The sequence below is a fragment of the Tenacibaculum sp. M341 genome (assembly GCF_004337695.1).
In the GTDB taxonomy this organism is placed as follows: Bacteria; Bacteroidota; Bacteroidia; order Flavobacteriales; family Flavobacteriaceae; genus Polaribacter.
In genome coordinates this window covers 107,849-126,110 of record NZ_SJXJ01000011.1, presented here as the reverse complement: position 1 = coordinate 126,110, position 18,262 = coordinate 107,849, and the positions used below count along the sequence as shown (strand labels likewise).

13 protein-coding genes are annotated in these 18,262 nt (G+C 28.9%); 11 read left to right on the top strand and 2 right to left on the bottom strand.

Features of this window, described 5'->3' with window-relative positions:
- The first annotated feature begins 1 nt into the window (after window position 1).
- The 6 genes from EYW44_RS14180 to EYW44_RS14155 all read left to right on the top strand — a co-directional run bounded on the left by EYW44_RS14180 (window position 2) and on the right by EYW44_RS14155 (window position 6,198).
- Window positions 2–562, top strand: coding sequence for a GNAT family N-acetyltransferase (locus tag EYW44_RS14180; RefSeq protein WP_132724330.1), 561 nt, complete (start codon window positions 2–4; stop codon window positions 560–562).
- A gap of 171 nt (window positions 563–733) precedes the next feature.
- Window positions 734–2,554, top strand: a complete 1,821-nt coding sequence (locus tag EYW44_RS14175) for an IucA/IucC family protein (RefSeq protein WP_132724329.1) — start codon at window positions 734–736, stop codon at window positions 2,552–2,554.
- A gap of 10 nt (window positions 2,555–2,564) precedes the next feature.
- Window positions 2,565–3,143, top strand: coding sequence for a nitroreductase family protein (locus EYW44_RS14170; RefSeq protein WP_132724328.1), 579 nt, complete (start codon window positions 2,565–2,567; stop codon window positions 3,141–3,143).
- Between the two features lie 19 nt (window positions 3,144–3,162).
- Complete coding sequence (locus tag EYW44_RS14165; RefSeq protein ID WP_132724327.1) at window positions 3,163–4,263, top strand: heparan-alpha-glucosaminide N-acetyltransferase domain-containing protein; 1,101 nt, start codon at window positions 3,163–3,165, stop codon at window positions 4,261–4,263.
- 2 nt (window positions 4,264–4,265) lie between these two features.
- Complete coding sequence (locus EYW44_RS14160) at window positions 4,266–5,291, top strand: alpha/beta hydrolase (RefSeq protein ID WP_132724326.1); 1,026 nt, start codon at window positions 4,266–4,268, stop codon at window positions 5,289–5,291.
- 1 nt (window position 5,292) lies between these two features.
- Window positions 5,293–6,198 carry a sterol desaturase family protein gene (locus tag EYW44_RS14155; protein WP_132724325.1) on the top strand — a complete coding sequence of 302 codons (906 nt, stop codon included), beginning with the start codon at window positions 5,293–5,295 and terminating at the stop codon, window positions 6,196–6,198.
- 72 nt (window positions 6,199–6,270) lie between these two features.
- Here the strand turns inward: EYW44_RS14155 and EYW44_RS14150 are convergent, their stop codons facing one another.
- The gene (locus EYW44_RS14150) at window positions 6,271–7,239 is read right to left on the bottom strand and encodes a helix-turn-helix transcriptional regulator (protein ID WP_132724324.1); all 969 of its coding nucleotides are present in this window, start codon (window positions 7,237–7,239) and stop codon (window positions 6,271–6,273) included.
- Window positions 7,240–7,404: 165 nt separating this feature from the next.
- Between EYW44_RS14150 and EYW44_RS14145 the strand changes: the two genes are divergently transcribed.
- The 5 genes from EYW44_RS14145 to EYW44_RS14125 all read left to right on the top strand — a co-directional run bounded on the left by EYW44_RS14145 (window position 7,405) and on the right by EYW44_RS14125 (window position 13,626).
- Window positions 7,405–9,804: a TonB-dependent receptor gene (locus EYW44_RS14145; RefSeq protein ID WP_132724323.1), complete on the top strand. Its 2,400-nt coding sequence runs from the start codon at window positions 7,405–7,407 to the stop codon at window positions 9,802–9,804.
- A 111-nt stretch (window positions 9,805–9,915) separates the two neighbouring features.
- Entirely contained in the window at window positions 9,916–10,257 is a 342-nt protein-coding gene (locus EYW44_RS14140; protein ID WP_132724322.1) for a hypothetical protein, read from the top strand.
- A gap of 28 nt (window positions 10,258–10,285) precedes the next feature.
- Window positions 10,286–10,591 (top strand): hypothetical protein, encoded by a 306-nt coding sequence (locus EYW44_RS14135; protein ID WP_132724321.1) that lies wholly within the window; start codon window positions 10,286–10,288, stop codon window positions 10,589–10,591.
- The gene (locus EYW44_RS14130) at window positions 10,588–12,648 is read left to right on the top strand and encodes a PepSY-associated TM helix domain-containing protein (RefSeq protein WP_132724320.1); all 2,061 of its coding nucleotides are present in this window, start codon (window positions 10,588–10,590) and stop codon (window positions 12,646–12,648) included. The genes EYW44_RS14135 and EYW44_RS14130 overlap by 4 nt, the downstream gene beginning before the upstream one ends.
- A gap of 162 nt (window positions 12,649–12,810) precedes the next feature.
- Window positions 12,811–13,626 carry a hypothetical protein gene (locus tag EYW44_RS14125; protein ID WP_132724319.1) on the top strand — a complete coding sequence of 272 codons (816 nt, stop codon included), beginning with the start codon at window positions 12,811–12,813 and terminating at the stop codon, window positions 13,624–13,626.
- A gap of 75 nt (window positions 13,627–13,701) precedes the next feature.
- On the opposite strand, the gene EYW44_RS14120 is transcribed toward EYW44_RS14125, so the two are convergent.
- A complete protein-coding gene (locus tag EYW44_RS14120) occupies window positions 13,702–18,261 on the bottom strand; it encodes a TonB-dependent receptor plug domain-containing protein (protein ID WP_132724318.1) in 4,560 nt (1,519 codons plus the stop codon).
- Window position 18,262 lies beyond the last annotated feature (1 nt).

The window sequence follows — 18,262 nt, the reverse complement described above, 5'->3', positions numbered from 1 at the left end:
TATGATTTCAACTACTAAAACCGTTTTCAGTAGAAATATTGAAGGACTGGGTGAAATAAGTATTCGTCCAATTCATCTAGCATCAGATATAGAAACTCTGTATAGCTGGGTAACTAAACCGTATGCTAAATATTGGGGAATGTTAGATCAAACTAAAGAAGAGGTAAAGGCAGCTTATCAAGAGATAGAAGAAGACCCAAATCATCATACTTACATCGGAGAGTTAAATGGAAATCCAATTTTTTTGATGGAACGTTATAAAGCATCTGAAGATGTTATTGCAGAACATTACGAAGCATTAGATGATGATTATGGGATGCACATATTAGTAGCACCAGCAGAAAAAAGAATTCCGCAATTTACTTGGCATGTATTTTCTACAGTAATGCACTATTTTTTCAGTTTAGATTTTGTAAACAGAGTAGTGGTAGAGCCAGATAAGAATAATGAAAAGATTCATGTACTTAATAAAAAAGCAGGATTTGTTTATCAAAAAGAGATAGAATTACCTCACAAAACAGCAAGTTTAGCTTTTTGTACAAGAGAAGAGTTTTTGCAATGATCAATTATCGGTGATCAGTGTTCAATTTTAATAATTGAAATATTAAAGAGTTACAAAACGTAAGTGAAAAGCCATAAAACAAAGTTAACTTAATTAATAGCTGATTACCGATTACTGATAATTGTATGACATCATTGATAATTGATTAATGATTACTGATAATAGAAAAAAATGAACAACCAAAATATATCACATTTACAACCAAATCATTGGAAAGTTGTAAATAGAAACTTAATAAAAAAATCGATTAGTGAGTTTTCTCACGAACTGATTTTTGAACCTGTTTTTCTTAAAGAAGAAAGTAGTTGGAATTATTACGAATTAGTAACCGATGGAGAGAGTTTTACATATCAATTTAGAGCACAGAAGTTCTTATTAGATCATTGGTTTGTAGATGTTGAAAGTATTCAGAAATTAGATAAAGAAAAAAATGAAATTCAATTAGATGCTATTCATTTTATTACTGAGTTTAAACAAACATTAGGAATACCAGATGAGTTTTTAGCTACTTATTTAGAAGAAATAACAAGTACACTTTTTGGGGCGGCATATAAATTAGCAAACGAACAATTTTCTGCAACAGATTTAGCGACTAAAAGTTTTCAAGAAATTGAACATGGAATGACAGAAGGCCATCCTTGTTTTGTGGCTAATAACGGAAGAATTGGTTTTAATGCTAATGATTATCATGCATATGCACCAGAAACCAATCAACCATTTAAAATTTTATGGATTGCAGTTCATAAAAAATATGCTGTATATACAGGTACTAGAGATTATAAGTACGAAACTTTAATCAATAGTGAGTTAGGAGAAAAATCAGTCTATACTTTTTATCAAGTATTAAAGGAAGCTCAGTTAAATACAGATGATTATTTATTTATGCCAGTTCATCCGTGGCAATGGACAAATAAGATTATTCATGTATTTGCAGCAGACATTGCACAGAAAAATATTGTGTTGGTAGGCGAAAGTAACGATGAATATTCTGCACAGCAGTCTATTAGAACATTGTTTAATGTTACAAATCCTGATAGACTTTACACAAAAACAGCTCTTTCTATTTTAAATATGGGGTTCATGCGTGGATTATCTCCGTATTACATGCAAAGTACACCGCCTATTACCGAGTGGATTACTAATTTATTAGCGGAAGATGATTATTTATTAGAAAATGGTTTTACCATGTTAGGTGAAGTAGCTACTGTTGGATATCAAAATCATTACTACGAAGTATTAGGAAAAACGAATCCGCATAATAAAATGCTATCAGCATTATGGAGAGAAAGTCCATTTGTTAAAATAACATCTAATCAACGTGTGTTAACCATGGCTGCGTTGCTTCATGAAGATTATCAAGGAGGTTCATTATTAGCATCACTAGTAGAAAAGTCTCCATACGGAGTAACCACTTGGATTGAACGTTATTTAGAAGCATATTTAGCACCTTTATTACATTGTTTTTACAAGTATGAGTTTGTGTTTATGCCTCATGGGGAAAACTTAATAATGGTGTTAGAGGAAGATACACCTGTTTATGTTTTAATGAAAGATATTACAGAAGAAGTAATTGTTTTTAATGAAGCAATGAATTTACCTGAGCATGTTGACAGACTGTACACTAAAACTTCAGATAAAATGAAAATCTTATCTATTTTCACAGATGTTTTTGATTGTTTTTTCAGATTTATGTCTCAACAATTACAAACACATATCAACTTTTCAGAACATAATTTTTGGCAATTAGTAGCAAATTGCGTACATAAATATCAAGAGCAGCATCCAGAATTTAATGATAAATATAAACGATATGATTTGTTTGTAGATGAGTTTGATCGTTGTTGTTTAAACAGATTACAGTTAGGAAATACCAAACAAATGTTGAGTTTGGCTGATCCTATTGAAAGCTTAAAATTAGTAGGAACGTTGCAGAATCCATTAGCAAAGTTTAAAAAATTAAGACCTACATCTTTAGTAGCGGAAAAAGCTTAATAATAGCAATATGACTTTTGAAACAATATCTAACTTAATTAGAGAGAGAAGGACAACATATGCATACGACTTTACTGAAGAAAAAATAGATAAAGCTACAGTTGAAAAGATTGTATCTAATGCCTTGTGGGCACCTACACATAAATTAACTCAACCATGGAGGTTTGTTGTTTTAGAGGGAGTTCATCAAAATGAATTGGGAGAGTTTATGGCAGATTATTATAGAGAATTATATACTGAAGAGCAATTTTCTAACGAACGTTATGAAGCAACTAAAAGTTATGCTAAAAATGCTACGTTGTTAGCTGTTATTTTTCAACCAAGTAAAAGAGCACAGTTACCAGAATGGGAAGAGATAGCAGCAATTTCATGTGCTGTACAAAATATGTGGCTAAGCTGTACAACACTAAATATTGGTTGTTATTGGGATACTGCTGAAGCAACTATGGAATATGGGAAGAGAATTCCATTAGAAGAAGGAGAGAAATTCTTAGGACTTTTTATGATGGGACATTTAAGAGAGGGAATAGAAATTGGGAATAGAAAAAGAAAACCACTGTCTAAAAAATTAAGTTGGACAAAAAATTAACAAGCATAAATACAACTAAATGAAAAAAAATAAAAGAGTAAGAGGAGTTGATTTTGTAAGAGGATTTAGTGTTCTTATGATGATACCTGTACATGTAATGATGCTTTTTGCAACTGTTGATACATGGAAAAACACTATTACAGGAAATTTTGTGCAACTTTTAGAAAGAGGCTCTCCTATATTTTTAATTGTAATGGGAGTTTCGTTTGCTTTTTCAAAAAACTCTAATAAAAATGGAATATTAAAAAAAGCATTAATGATTATTGGTTTGGGATACATACTAAATTTTTTAAGATTTATTGTACCTATTTTATTTTTAGGCGGATTTCCTGAAAGTTTTGTAAAAGTAACCGGATTAGAGATTTCTAATCCACTAAAAATGTTGAACTATTTTTTAATAGGAGATATGTTTCAATTAGTTGGAATATCATTATTCTTAATAGGCTTATCGTTTAATTTTTTAGTTAAAAATAAATATGTTTTAATATTTATCACATTAGTCATTATGTGGTTGTCAAAAATAGTGAGTGGTATTCAATTAGGAATTCCTGGAGTTGATTATATTTTAACGTTGATTTGGGGTAATAATTTTGATGTTTACTTTCCTCTTTTCCCTTGGTTATCATTTGTTTTAATAGGATTGTTTTTGGGATTGAGTTATCAAGAAAATCCTGAAAATGCAGATAAATCACTTTTTAAGCCAATGCTATACATAGGAGTAGTTTTATTAATCATAGGAAAATTATTATGTGATTATAATTATGAATATCATTTTGGAGACTATTATCACTTAGGACCTGGAGGTACCATGGGATTAATGGGAGTAATGTTAGTACTTTTTTGGATTTATTATCGTATTGAGAAATTATTACCAAAAAATAATTATGTAAGTAAACTGTTTTTTTATTGCAGTAAAAATGTAACCCCTTTTTACATTTTACAATGGATTTTAATTTATTGGTTATTAGCTTTTACAAACTTTTCTGCTTATGGAGAGATTTCTGTACTGGGTATTATGTTAGTAATTAATATAGGAACCTTCGGATTATTGCACATACTTAATAGATATGTTTTTTCTAAGAAAACAATAAAAAGAAAATTAACCAGAACTACAGCTTAGAAATGAAATATGTATTTATAATTAGTACTTTTTTAATACAATTAAGTGCTATTTCACAAGCAAGATTAGCAGGTAGTTACGGTTTAGATCCTGCTGTTCAAAATTTTTTAGAAGTGATTCATTCATATGAAGGTCCACCAATTCATAAACTTTCTTTAGATATAGCTAGAGGAGCAATGGAAAACATGCAGAAAGATTCTACAGTTAACTATGATAAAGTAACCTTTGCAAAAGAGGTTTTTGAATTAAATGCTAAAAAAGTAAATGTAGTCATTGTAAAACCTAAAGCAGCACAAAAAACACTTCCTGTTTTAATGTATTTTCATGGTGGAGGCTGGGTATATAATAGCTTTGAAACTCACAAGAGATTAATGAGTGATATTGCATTACAATCTAACATAGCAGTTGTTTTTGTTGAATATTCTAGAACACCAGAAGTACAATATCCTATGGCAAATGAAGAAGCTTATTTAGCAACTCTATATGTAGCTAAATTCGGACAAAAATATGGATTAATTCCAAATAAAATAGTAGTAGGAGGAGACAGCGTTGGTGGTAACATGGCAACTGTTGTTACTATGATGGCGAAAGAACGTAAGGAGTTTGATATTAAAGGACAGATATTGTTATATCCAGTAACAGATATCAATGTAAATACGGGATCATATCATCAATTTTCTAAAGGACATTATTTATCTAGAGAAACAATGATTTGGTTTTTTAAGGTATACGTTCCAGATGAAAAGTTACATTCATTACCAACAGTAGCACCTTTAAAAGCCTCTTTAAACGATTTAAAAGAATTACCAAAAGCATTAATAATTACTGCTGAGTATGATGTTTTAAGAGATGAAGGAGAAGCGTATGCTAAAAAGTTAAGAATGGCAAATGTTCCTGTAATTTCAACAAGGTATGGAGGAACAATTCATGATTTTATAGTACTGAATGCTTTAAAAAATACTGAAGCTTCAAAGGCTGCTTTACAACAAACCAATAATTTTTTACAAACAATTTTTTTAGATTATTAAGATGAATTTAACCTCAATAGAAAACCTATCAGGATATTTAGCACATATGAGTGTAATTGTTTTGGTGTTAATGATTATAGAATTAATCGTTTTATTTATAACAAACTATGTAGAAAAGAAAAGAGAAGGTTTGGTAAGTATTGTATCTTATTTAGTTCAAAGTATTCCTTACTTTTTATTGGCTAAAATATTTATAGTAGGTTCTATGTTTTGGCTATATCAGCATCGAATTTTTGACATGAACTTTGAATGGTATTCTTGGGTTTTAGCTTTTTTACTATATGATTTTACGGTGTTTTTTATTCATTTTTTAGGACATAAAGTACGTGTTTTATGGTGTATTCATGGAGTGCATCATACGGCAGAAGAAATGAATTTAACAGTGGTAGCCAGAGGTTCTATTTTTGATGTGTTTTTTACTCCGTTTAACTTTATATGGTTACCAATTTTAGGTTTTCATCCTTTTATGATTTTTGTAATTGAACCCGTAGCGCGTTTGTATGCTACATTATCACATACAAATGAAAAATTTGTGGGTAAATTACGATGGCTTGAAGGTATTTTTATAACCCCTTCTGTTCATAGAGTACATCATGCAAAAAATCATATTTATTTAGATAGAAATTATGGAGAGACCTTGTCTATTTGGGATCGATTATTTAAAACTTTTCAAACAGAATTAGATGATGAAAAAATTCAATATGGAATTATGCATGATAAGTTAAATAGCGAAAGTTTTTGGCATGTTCAATTTTTAATGTTGAAAGAATTATGGTTAGATGTTAAAAGAGCTCCTACTTTTACAGATAAAATGAAATATATATTCATGCCACCAGGATGGAATCATATTGATGGAGGTAAAAAAGCTGAAGTATATAGGGAAGAAGCATGGAAAGAACGAAAATAGTTAGTTAACAGTGTGCAGTGTTTTAGTAAACTTTACATTATAAGCAATTAAAATACTGTACACTACTAGCTATTACATTAATGTTTTTCTGAATTCCTTTGGTGTAATATTTTCTTTTCGTTTAAAAGCTGCTGAAAAATGTGTAGAATTTTTATAGCCTACTAACTCTGCAATTTCATAGATAGGCTTAGACGTATGAATTAATAGTTTTTTAGCTTCATCCATACGTGTTTTCAATGAAAACTCAAAAATGGTAATATTAAAAATGCGTTTGAATTCTTTTTTCAAAATGAATTCATTTAAATACACTTTTTTAGATAACTCTTTAATTGATAGTTGCGTATCTAAGTTTTCAGTAATTAAGTTTTTAGCTTCGTATACTTTTTTAATGGTTGTATTGTTGTTTGCTTTCTTTTTATTTTTTGTATGAATTTGAATGGATAGAATTTCAAGTACTTTAGATTCTATAAATAAACGTTTTAATAAACCAACTCTATCATCTTCAATAATTTCTCTAATAATACTCTGACTTTTAGCTTCAATTTGTTGCATTAAATTCTTAGCAATTCTGTTTGTAGCATATTCATCAAAAATAGGAAAGAGTACGTCTAATTCGTGTTTTTGTATAAAATCAGGAGACATTTTTACAATAATTTCCTCAACATATTTATCTTTAGCATAAGTCATGGTTCCCTCAACTTTATTAAAATAAGAAATATAACTCTCGTTATTTTCCTGAACAATTTCAACATCAGATTCAGGAATAATTATTTTCTTTTCACCACTTGCCAAAGCTGAAAATACCAAAGCATTTACTTCTTGAAAACCATTAAACTGTATTGTATTATTAAATTTAACTTGTACTAGTTTAACAGTAATTCCATTAAAATTACAGCTAACCAATTTACCAGAACCATATTCAGATTTTAAAGAGAATTCCTTTCTTTTAAGTCCACATTGTTCAGTTACATTTTCTAATAATAAGAGGTCTTCAAAAATATATTTTTCCTTAGTATTTATATCAATTTTAATAAGTTCCATAACTCGTCTTTTTTAATCCCAAATACGTCTTTTTTGCATTTATAATGTGGTTAGTTTTGCACCCTAAACAAACTATTTAAAACAGTTCTAAATAATTTTTACAGTAAGGGGGAACAATATAAATTTGCTGTAAAAATAATATTTAATAAATCTAAATAAAAATAAATGAAACAATTTATACTTTTTAATTTGCTATGTTTTTGTTGTGCAATTGGTTTTGCGCAAGTTAGCGGGGTGGTGGTTGATAATAATGAACAACCTTTGTATGGGGTTACAGTATCTGTTAAAGGAACAGATGTAAAAATGGTAACAGATGTTGATGGAATATTTAAATTAAATGAAGTAGCTGGAGCTAAAACATTAGTATTTACATCTTTTGGTTTTAAAACCAAACAGGTAGCAGTAAATGCACCTCAGAATGGTCTAAATATTATACTATTTGAAGGAAACGAATTGTTACAAGAAGTAGTAGTTGAGAATAGAAAGAATAAATTTTCTAGAAAGAAAACTGCTTATGTAGCTAAATTACCTTTAAGAAACATTGAAAACTCTCAAGTTTATAATACTGTTACAGAAGAATTATTAATATCTCAAAATGTAAATAATTTTGAAGATGCTTTAAAAAACGCTGTAGGAGTTGATAAATTATGGCAATCTACTGGTAGACCAGGAGATGGTGCAGGTTTTTATGCTATGAGAGGTTTTGCTACACAGCCACAGTTAGTAAATGGTATGCCAGGTGTTACAAACGGATTTATAAATCCATTAAATGTAGAAAGAGTAGAAGTAATTAAAGGACCATCAGCTACTTTATTTGGTAGCACTGTAAGTTCTTATGGTGGACTAATTAATATTGTAACCAAGAAACCTTTTAAAGGTACTGGTGGATCAATATCTTTAGGTGGAGGATCTTTTAACTTTAAAAAGTTAGCGGTAGATGTGAATACCACTGATTCTAGTACTGAAAAGTTCTCTTTCCGTTTTAATGCAGGTTTTCAATCTGAAGATAGTTTTCAAGATGCAGGATTTAGAGAATCAGTATTTATGGCTCCGTCAGTTTCTTATGAAGTGAATGATAGATTAACTTTAAACTTAAGCTATGAGTTATCAAGTACATCACAAACCAATCCAACATTTTTATTCTTTAATAGAACAGTGCCATTAGCTTTTAATACTATAGATGAATTAAATTATAATCCAGAGTTATCGTTAACAGATGATAGTATTTCTATTAAAAATCCAACTCAAAATTATAGAGGAGAAATAGCATATAAAATTACAGATAATTGGTCTTCTCAAACACTTATTTCTGGAGGAAAAGCTCAATCTAAAGGGAAATATACTTTTTTATGGAATTTTGCAGATTGGTCAGATCCAGCTAATCCTCAAACAACACCTTTCTTTAGTGTTTTTGCCCAAAATTCAGATGCAGAAACAAACTCTTTTGACATTCAACAAAACTTTACTGGCGATTTCAAACTAGGAAATGTACGTAATAGATTAGTAGTAGGAGTTGATTATTTAGAAACTCAAAATATTGATAAAAGTTCTGATTTTGCAACATTAAATGCGATTGATATTCAAGGGAATGTTTTACAAGGTTTACCTACAAACTTAAGTAGTGTAAATTTAGTTTTAGCCGGAGCTGCTACTTCTGATATTAATGTAAATCAAAATATATTAAGTGCTTATGTTTCTGATGTAGTAAATATTTTACCAGAGTTATCGGTAATGGCAGGAGTAAGATATGATAGATTTAATTATAAAGGAGATAAAAATACTGCAGATGATGACGCAACGGAATATGTAAAATCTACAATTTCGCCAAAGTTTGGAGTAATCTATCAGCCAATTTTAAATAAAGTGTCTGTGTTTGCTAATTATCAAAACGGATTTAATTATGTGAATCCAGAATTAGCGCCAGTAAATATTGCAGATCCTTCTGCTGGCTTACAATTACGTTCTTTCGATTTAGAAAATGCGGATCAACTTGAAGGAGGAGTAAAAACAAATCTATTCAATAATAAATTAGAAGCAACTGTAAGTTATTATAACATAACAGTTAGTAATAAAATTATTGGTTTTGGTCCATCAAAACAACAAGATGGAAAAGTAAAAAGTCAAGGTTTTGAATTAGATATTAATGCATATCCTGTTGACGGATTAAATGTAAGAGGTGGTTTTGCATACAATGATTCTGAAATCGTTGAAACAGCTTCAGATCCATCATTAATCGGACAAAGATTTGGAGAAGCAGGAGCAGATATTACTTATAACTTTTGGGCAGATTATAGATTCTTAGAAGGTGCTATTAAGAACTTTGGAATTACAGCAGGGTTTAATGGAGCAAGTGATTATAACACAATGGAAGGGTATCCAAATGTAGGAGAATTTATTTTACCAGCTTACACAGTTTTTAATGCAGGAGTGTATTATGATCATACCAAATTCCGTGTAAGTTTCAATGTAAATAACCTAACAGATGAAACTTATTATAAAGGATGGAGTACAGTTACACCACAACAACCAAGAGCATTTTTTGGAGCTTTAACATATAAGTTTTAATAAACTAATCCCCCTAATTGTGTGTTAATCATATTAGAATTAATACTTAATTAATCATGCAAAACTCTAAGTATAATTTATTTAGAGTTTTGCTATTATATTTTAATAAGCATGAATAGTATTTTAATAATTATTGTATTTGTAGCAAGTCTCTTTTTTTATAGTACATCAAAAGATACTAATGCATCATCAAAGGGAATAATGGGAATAATAACCAAGTTATCTCAATATGGTTATTTAATAGGAGGATTACTATTGTTAGTAGGTACGTTTATATCAATTCATTTATTCGGAAGTACCTCTGGAGTTATATTTCTATTACTCTTATTACTAATCTTTTTAAGTTTAATTATAGTTGTTTACCCATTAAAAGTTATAAACAGTAATTATTTGTTCATTGTTTTTATGATAGCACTTTTAATAGAGTTAACAACAATTCTAATTTTAGAATAAAAAAATATGAATAGAAAAATAATCGGTTATGCCAGCGAATAAAAAATACTTAACAACCTCACCTTGGCATAAAACAACAAAACTAGTTGCAGGAATTATTGGAGGCTATGTAATAGCAGCATTATTGCATATGATTTTAGTACTTTTTTTACCATACCCAAAAGAGGTATTAATCACTTCTATATTTAGTCTTTTCATTATTTGGTCTGCTTTAATGATTGTTCCTTTTTTATTTAAAAATGGCTACAAAGTTTTGGTTTTATATACTTTAGTTATAGTAATTCTTTATTTGGTGTATCATTTTGGTAGTCAACAAAAACCGCTTGTATTATGAGTAAAAGAAATTACAATGTGTTTTTTAATACACATACGGTAAGCGGAATTGTAATTAGTGTAGCACTTTATATTATATTTTTTGCAGGAGCTTTTGCTCTTTTTAAAGATGAAATTCAGGTTTGGGAAGAAGGAAAAAGAGTGTCAAACACAGATAGGCATGCTATTGATTTTGATACGATATTTAAAAGTTTAGATGATGAGTTTGATCTTCAAGGAAGAGATATTCAAATTGATTTAGGAAAAAAGGAAGATAAAATATATGCTTATTTATTGCCTAGTCAAGATTCTTTAGCTTCAGAAAAAAGTAAAACAACTCAGTTTTTTTCTGTTGATATAAATACTTTAGAGCGCAAGGAATATCACGAGTATTATGGAATAGGAGAGTTCTTATATCGATTACATTTCTTTCATCAAATACCAGTTATAGGAGTTTACATAGCCGGATTTGTAGCTTTCTTTTTTCTGTTTGCGATAGTGACGGGTGTTATTATTCATTGGAAAAAAATTCTTTCAAACTTTTATTCATTTAACCCTAAAGTAGCATTAAAAAGAGTATGGACAGATGCGCATACAGCTTTAGGTGTTATAGGATTGCCTTTTCAATTTATTTTTGCCGTAACAGGAGCTTATTTTTGTTTGAGCATATTAGTGTTGATTCCTGCAAACTTCTTATATCAAGGAGATCAAGCAAAATTAATGGAAGATATTCGTCCAGAGCAAAAAGTGTATGAATGGAAAGGAAAAACAACTGAAAACATTCAAAGTTTCAATGCGCTTATTCAACAATCAAATACTTATTGGAATGATTATGAATTTACACATGCTTTTGTAAAAAATTATGGAGGCAACAATATGAAGTATATTCTTCAAGGAGAATTAAAAAATGAAGTAAGTTTTATTGGAAATGGATTTATAATATTTGATGCTATTTCTGGAGAAGTAGAAACAAAACAATCACCACATAAATTAAATTATATAAAAGATACACAAACCTTAATGACACGATTGCATTTTGCAACGTTTGGAGGTTTTATGATGAAGTTCGTTTATTTTACATTGGCTTTCATCACATGTTTTGTGATAATTACTGGAGTGTTAATTTGGATTGAAGCTAGAAATAAAAAGAGCATGACTTTAGAGAAACGATTGTTTACTTTAAATGTAGGGCACGTTTATTTGTCTATTTGCTTATCAATGTTACCTGTTACAGCTATTTCTTTTGTATTTGTAAAGCTTTTTGGTAATTATTTTACAAATACACAAAGTGCTATCTACGGTTTTTACTTCATTTTATGGCTAACTTTTATCTTTTATATGCGATTTAAAAGGGATAATTACTTCGTGAATAAAATGAGTTTGCTTGTAGGTGGAATTGCAGCTTTGTTAATTCCAATTAGTAGTGGAATAGTTTCAGGAAATTGGATATGGAAAACAATAGAGCAACAGCAATATGAAATTTTAACGGTAGATGTTTTATGGATTTTTATAGGAGTTACTTCATTATTAATTCATTCAAAAATTACAAAAGAAGTTAAAAAAGAAAGTGCCTTTACCAAAAATCCTATAGATCATAAAGAATTTCAAAAAAATATAATAGAAGAGAAATTAAAAAATCAATCAAAACAAAACATAAAAAATAAAAACTATATACCAATGAGAACAAAAATTATAATGTTATGGACCTTATTAGTTATTGGCTTCATTTTACATCATGTATACGGAATTGCAAATGTATATTTTAAAGAATCTTTATTAATGGAAGGAGCTACCGGAGAAACACCTAGTTGGGTTCATCCGTGGAGGATTGGATTAGAAGGTTTGGCATTTTTATTTGCCGTTTTAACAGTGCAATTATCTAAAAGTTGGTTTAAATGGACTTCTTTAATATGGTCTATTATTTTAGGTCTTTTTAATATATATCATTTTATAACAGCTATTATTTATGAGCCAAGTAATATTTCTGAAATTTTAATTTTATTATTAATGGCAGTTGCAAATGCGTTTTTAGTAAAAGAAATTTCAGACTGGAAGAAAGTTGTAGAAGTAGGAGAGTAATTTTTCAGATTTTCTTTGATAGCTAGCTAGTTTAAAAAAATATTAGTCTAGTTGATACAAAATATGGCATATTAATTTGAGAGACCTCACAGGTTTAAAAAAACTGTGAGGTCTTACTATTCTTTGTTATTTTAGCACAAATAGTAAAGAAATATAAATAACATGTCTATTGCGCCTGTCTATACATTAACTTTCATATTTATAACAATATTACTCACTTATTTTTATACTAAAAGATTAGAAAGTAAAGGATGTATAACATTTACGTATGTAGGAATTGTGTTGTTTTGCATCAATTTCTTTTTAATAATATCATGGAGTTTTTTTATAACTACCGTAAAAAATGTTTATTATGTAGCATTATTAGGAGATAACTATACAGCAACAGTAGTGCGATTTATTGAATCAGAATCTTATGACTCTGATAGGAGAGTGCATGAGACAATGTATCAACCAGTTGTTGAGTTTACTACAAAAAACGGAAATGTTTTACAACGAAAATTAGATTTCTCATCCTCAGATGCAATAGAAGGAAAAACCTATCGCATTAATTATAATAAAGAAAAAGATACAGTTATTACTTTAGGTTTTGTATTGGTGTTAAAATTTGTAGCTGCATTTATTTTTACACTAGTTTTTACATTTCTTTTTGCGGGCGCTATCAATTATGTTTTAGGAAAAGAAATGGACCGTTATTATGATTTACTTTCCATTGTAGGGTTTTATTTCTTTATTCCTTTTTTAATGATAGGGTTTAATTTATTACTTATTTATGGAGCCTTTTATGGTAATGATCTTCCTTTATTTGTTACTGGAATACTATGGTTTTTTGTGTTTGTATTAACTTTAGCAATATGGGGCTACTTTAAAATGCTACAAAAAGGAGAAGTAATGCCCAAAAAGAAAAGAGTACATTCTGGTCAATTAGCAAGAAAAAAAGATAACAGAAAAAAGAAAAAGAAACGCAAGAAAAAGTGAGCTTTTGGGTAAGGTTTTAAGGTTTAAAAAACAATTATCGGCAATTAATAATAAATTAATTACCGATAAAAGGTTTTAATTATTTATGTTTAAAACATTTCCCTCAATCCAGTGTTTAAACTCATCACCGTAATACAAATACGCAGCACTAGCAGGTGCTTTATAATTACCAGCAATGTCAGCTTTTAAATCTAAACGGATATTTTTTAATTCGTTGGCTTTTAAAGAACGCCAGTAAAACACTAGGTAATTATCGAAAATTTCGTAATAAGCAATTTTATTTTGCTTAACCAGTTCTTTTAGTTGCCAAGCTTGAGGAGTGGTACCAGAAGGAATACCAATAATACTAGTAACCATACCTAAATGTTTATTCTTTTTATTCTTTACCTTAATAGACATACTTACATTATCACCAACTTTATATTTTTTATCTGTAATAGAAGTTTTTAAAAGAACAGGACATTCAGTAGATGAATCAGGTAAAAAACTATCATAAGTTATATTTAATGAATACGGAAAGGTATTTTTAATATCAGAAAATTGAACTTTAATATTTTGATTCCCTTTAGTAAAATACGATTCAATATTTTTAATTTCAACTTTACCATTTACTGTATTTAATAAATCTTTAGTTATTTCTTTACCATTAATACTAAGTTGTAAAGAATTCTGCTGAATCATTTTATTCTTTTGAGTTTTCGTATACTCAATTAATGCTTTTAAAGCCATTGAAGTAGATTGGGTAGAACCAAATCGTCCATATTTACGTTGGTTCACTAAATATTCAATTCCTTGAGTAATTAAAAAATCATCAGGTTCATTTTCTTTCAATAAAGCTAATAAGGTAAAAGCAACCGTTTCTATACTTTTAGCATTACCATAAGATCTAGTAATTGTATCATCAACAGGAAGTTTAGAAAAATGAAATTCGTTAATATTCGCTTTAATTTTATCTATTAATAGTTTTGCATTTGCGGTTTTATTCAAATTAAAACTTGCACAAGCAAGCAATGCCATTCTGTAGGCATCATTACTTTTTAAAGCTTCGGTAAACGTAGTGTTATATTCTTTTTGAATATCAGCTTCAATCTTAGATTCACTAATAGCATATACAATGTAGGCGTTATTAACATTTTCAGGAGCCGCAGAAAAACCATATTTTCCACGATTCTGTTTAAATCCGCCTTTTCCATTTTTTCTACTTAGTAAATACTTAATAGTACGTTGTAGCATAGGTTCACTAACCCCATTGAAAACTTCTTTCATTTCGGTAAATTCTAACAAACCATAAGCCGTTAAAGCTTCATGTGGAGGTGCTGCACCATACCATTCAAAACCATCTTTAGAGGTTTCATAAGCCGCTAACTTCTTATATCCTTTTTTAATGTATTCAAGTGCTTTTGCTTCTATTTCAGGATTGCTTTTATTTGTTTCCTGCAAATATTTTAATACTAAAATATTCGGATATGTACTTGATGACACTTGTTCAAAACAACCGTAGGGTTCACGAATAATAGATTCAATTCCGTTCATTACATCACCAATTACATCTGTATACACAGTAAAATCAGCCTGAATACTGTTATTAACAATATTATTTAGTTGAACGTTAAAAGCATCTGATTTTGATCCAGAAACAGAAACTCTAGTAGGAAAATAAGGAGAAACTATGGTTGTTTTTCGTTTTATCACATCAGAAAAACCAGTAGAGGTGATAGATGCTTCAATTGTTTTGTTTTTCCCTTTAGCAAAAGGAATTACTTTTATATTTTTTATTATTGAGCTATTAGCATTTACAAAAATTTCTTTATTAAAAGAACCTTGAAATTTTAAATGTTTAGGCAAAGCAATTGCCAACTTTATGTTTTTCTTTGTTTTAGTTTCATTAGTAATTGTAACAGGTAAAGTAATAGTATCGTTTAACACCATATAATTAGGTGTTTTAAAATCTACACTCAATAGTTTTTTAGTAGCATATTTATGTTGTTGTCTACCTAATAAACCATTGTAGCCAATTCCTTCAACAGTCATTATAAAAGAAGTAATAGCATCTGAATTGTAAAATTCAAATTCAGCTTTACCATATTCATCTGTTTGTATAACAGGATTCCAGTAAATGGTTTGTCTAAAATCACTACGTTCTTTAGGTAGTTCTTTTCCTTCATATTTTGGAATATAAAATTCTTTGCCTAAATAATACTGATTGGAAGTATTGTAGTTTGGGTTAAAAAGTTTTATAGAATAGTTGTGAAATTTTTTATTGTTAATTTTTTTCTTGTACCAATTACCATTAAAAACTTTATTTTTTGTTTCTACAACTATTACTCCGTTTGAAGCATTGCTACCGTATAAAGAAGTAGCGGCTGTTTGTTTTAAAATTGAAACAGATTTTATTTCATTAGGAGATAAGTTGTGTAAAAAATTAGAAGAATTAGGGTATAATACATCGTCTATAATTAATAAAGGTTCGCTGTTACCAGATATAGATTGACTACCTCTAATTGATATGTTTGGTGATGTGTTGTATTTATCACTTATTTGAACACCAGAAACTTTACCTTGTAATAATTGATCTAAAGAATTATTATTAGTTATTTCTTTTGAAGTGATAAAAGCTACAGATGCGCCTGAAGAGTTTCGTTTATTAGACGTTCCATAACCAACAATAACAACTTCATCTAGCTGACTTTTATCTGAACTAAGCGAAATGTTTTTAGACCCTTTTTTTATTGTTTTTTTACGAATAGGTTGTTTAAACTTAGAAGTTGACGGATTTATGATTGATTGTTTTTTATGGGTAATTGAGTTTGAATTCTCAGTATTTATATAACCCACTATAGTTTTATGATCATGAAAAGTAAGTCTTTTTTTATCTTCAGTATAGGCCAATAAGACTAAACGAGTGTTATTACTTTTTTTGAAAGAAAACCATCCCTTTTTATTTGTTTTAAAAACAGCTACTTTACTTCCTTCTTCGTCAAATAATAATAAGTTTGCTTGTGTAGGATTTCCTTTACTATCTATAATTTGACCAGTTTCTATAGTTAATGATTCAGGATTGTATTTTAAATTTTCAATACTCAAAGGTTTGGTAATATAGTTTCTCCAGCCATGAGTAAGCATCACATAATCTAGGGCTTCATACGATTTTTCTTCTTTAGAGTTAAAGTAGAATTCAGGTTTGTATATTTTTCCCTTTAATTCTGATGATAATAATAAGTACGATAAAATATGATCTTGTTTATCATTAGCAAATGAAACCAATTTATTATCAGCAATAGCAACAGAAAGGTTTGCCGGTATTGGGTTGTTCTCTTTGTCTGTTGTAATAATAGTAGCTTTTACCTTTTCTCTAGTATCATATACTTTTTTATCAAGTTGCACTTTTATGTTTAACTGCTTATGCTGATTAATAAATACCAAGCGTTCAGCTAATGGATTGTTATTTGTATCTGTAATTTTAAATTTAGTAATTCCAATAGGAAATTTTTGAGTATTAATAATCTCTAAGTTATTAGTAATACTACGAGTGTGTAATGTATTGTATGAATTAGAAACAGTTAAAAATAATTTTTTATCAGTACTATTGTGTATGGTAAGTTTAGTATACAAACTATCAGATACTACTTTAAAATTCACACCTTTTTTAGCTGTTTTTGGCAATGCTATTTTTTTAGTAGAAATAAAAGGTACTTTAATATTAGCATAGTAAGTTTCATTATTAACAGGAGTAAGGTTAAATGTTCCCATTCCATTATGAAAACTACTAAAAGAGCTAATAACAGTACCATGTTGATTGGTAATATTACCTTCAATATCTATAGGTTTTCCAAATTCATCAACAGCTTTAAAAGCTACTTTACTAGAAATATTGGGAAGTAATTTTCCACTTTCAGGAAAAAACTGTAAATCAAATGTATCTATTACAACAGGTACATTTTTAGAAATAGCCTCAGTAGTACTTTTGTAAGGTACTGTAACCAATATTACAACATCTCTAGTGTTTAAATCATCAGGAAGTTTAAACTCTATAACAGTTTTTCCTTGATTGTTTGTAGTACTGTTGTTTGATAAAATTTGATTTCCTTTTACAGAAACAGTATAGTTGATTTTAGAGTTAATAAGTGGATTGTTTTTTAAATCATGTACTTTAAAATTAGCTCTAACTAAATTTGATTTTCCATACCCTTCTTTTTCAAATTCTAATGAAAGAAGCAGGTTTGGTTTTACAATTTTTTGAATGGTAATTTTTTTAGAGAAAAAAGAAATATCTCCATTATTTCGCATCGAGTTAGTGTAGGTTCTTATTTTATAAACGCCCCCAATCCAATCATCTTTAATATCAAAATCACCAAAAGTATAACCATCATTAATAGCAAGTTTTATAGTTTTTACTACACTTCCATTAGGCGATATTAATTCAGCGTACATAATATCGTTAAGAGTAGAAATGGTGTTTTCAGCTTGTACAATGTACGATTTAAACCATATAGTTTCTCCAGGAAAATAAAAAGAACGATCAGTTTGCGTGTATATTTTCTCTAAAATAGTTTTCCTTTTTTCTTGCGCTTTTATGCCTATGAAACATAAAATAAAAAGCAAAAAAATAATTTTTATAAATGGTAACTTTTTCATG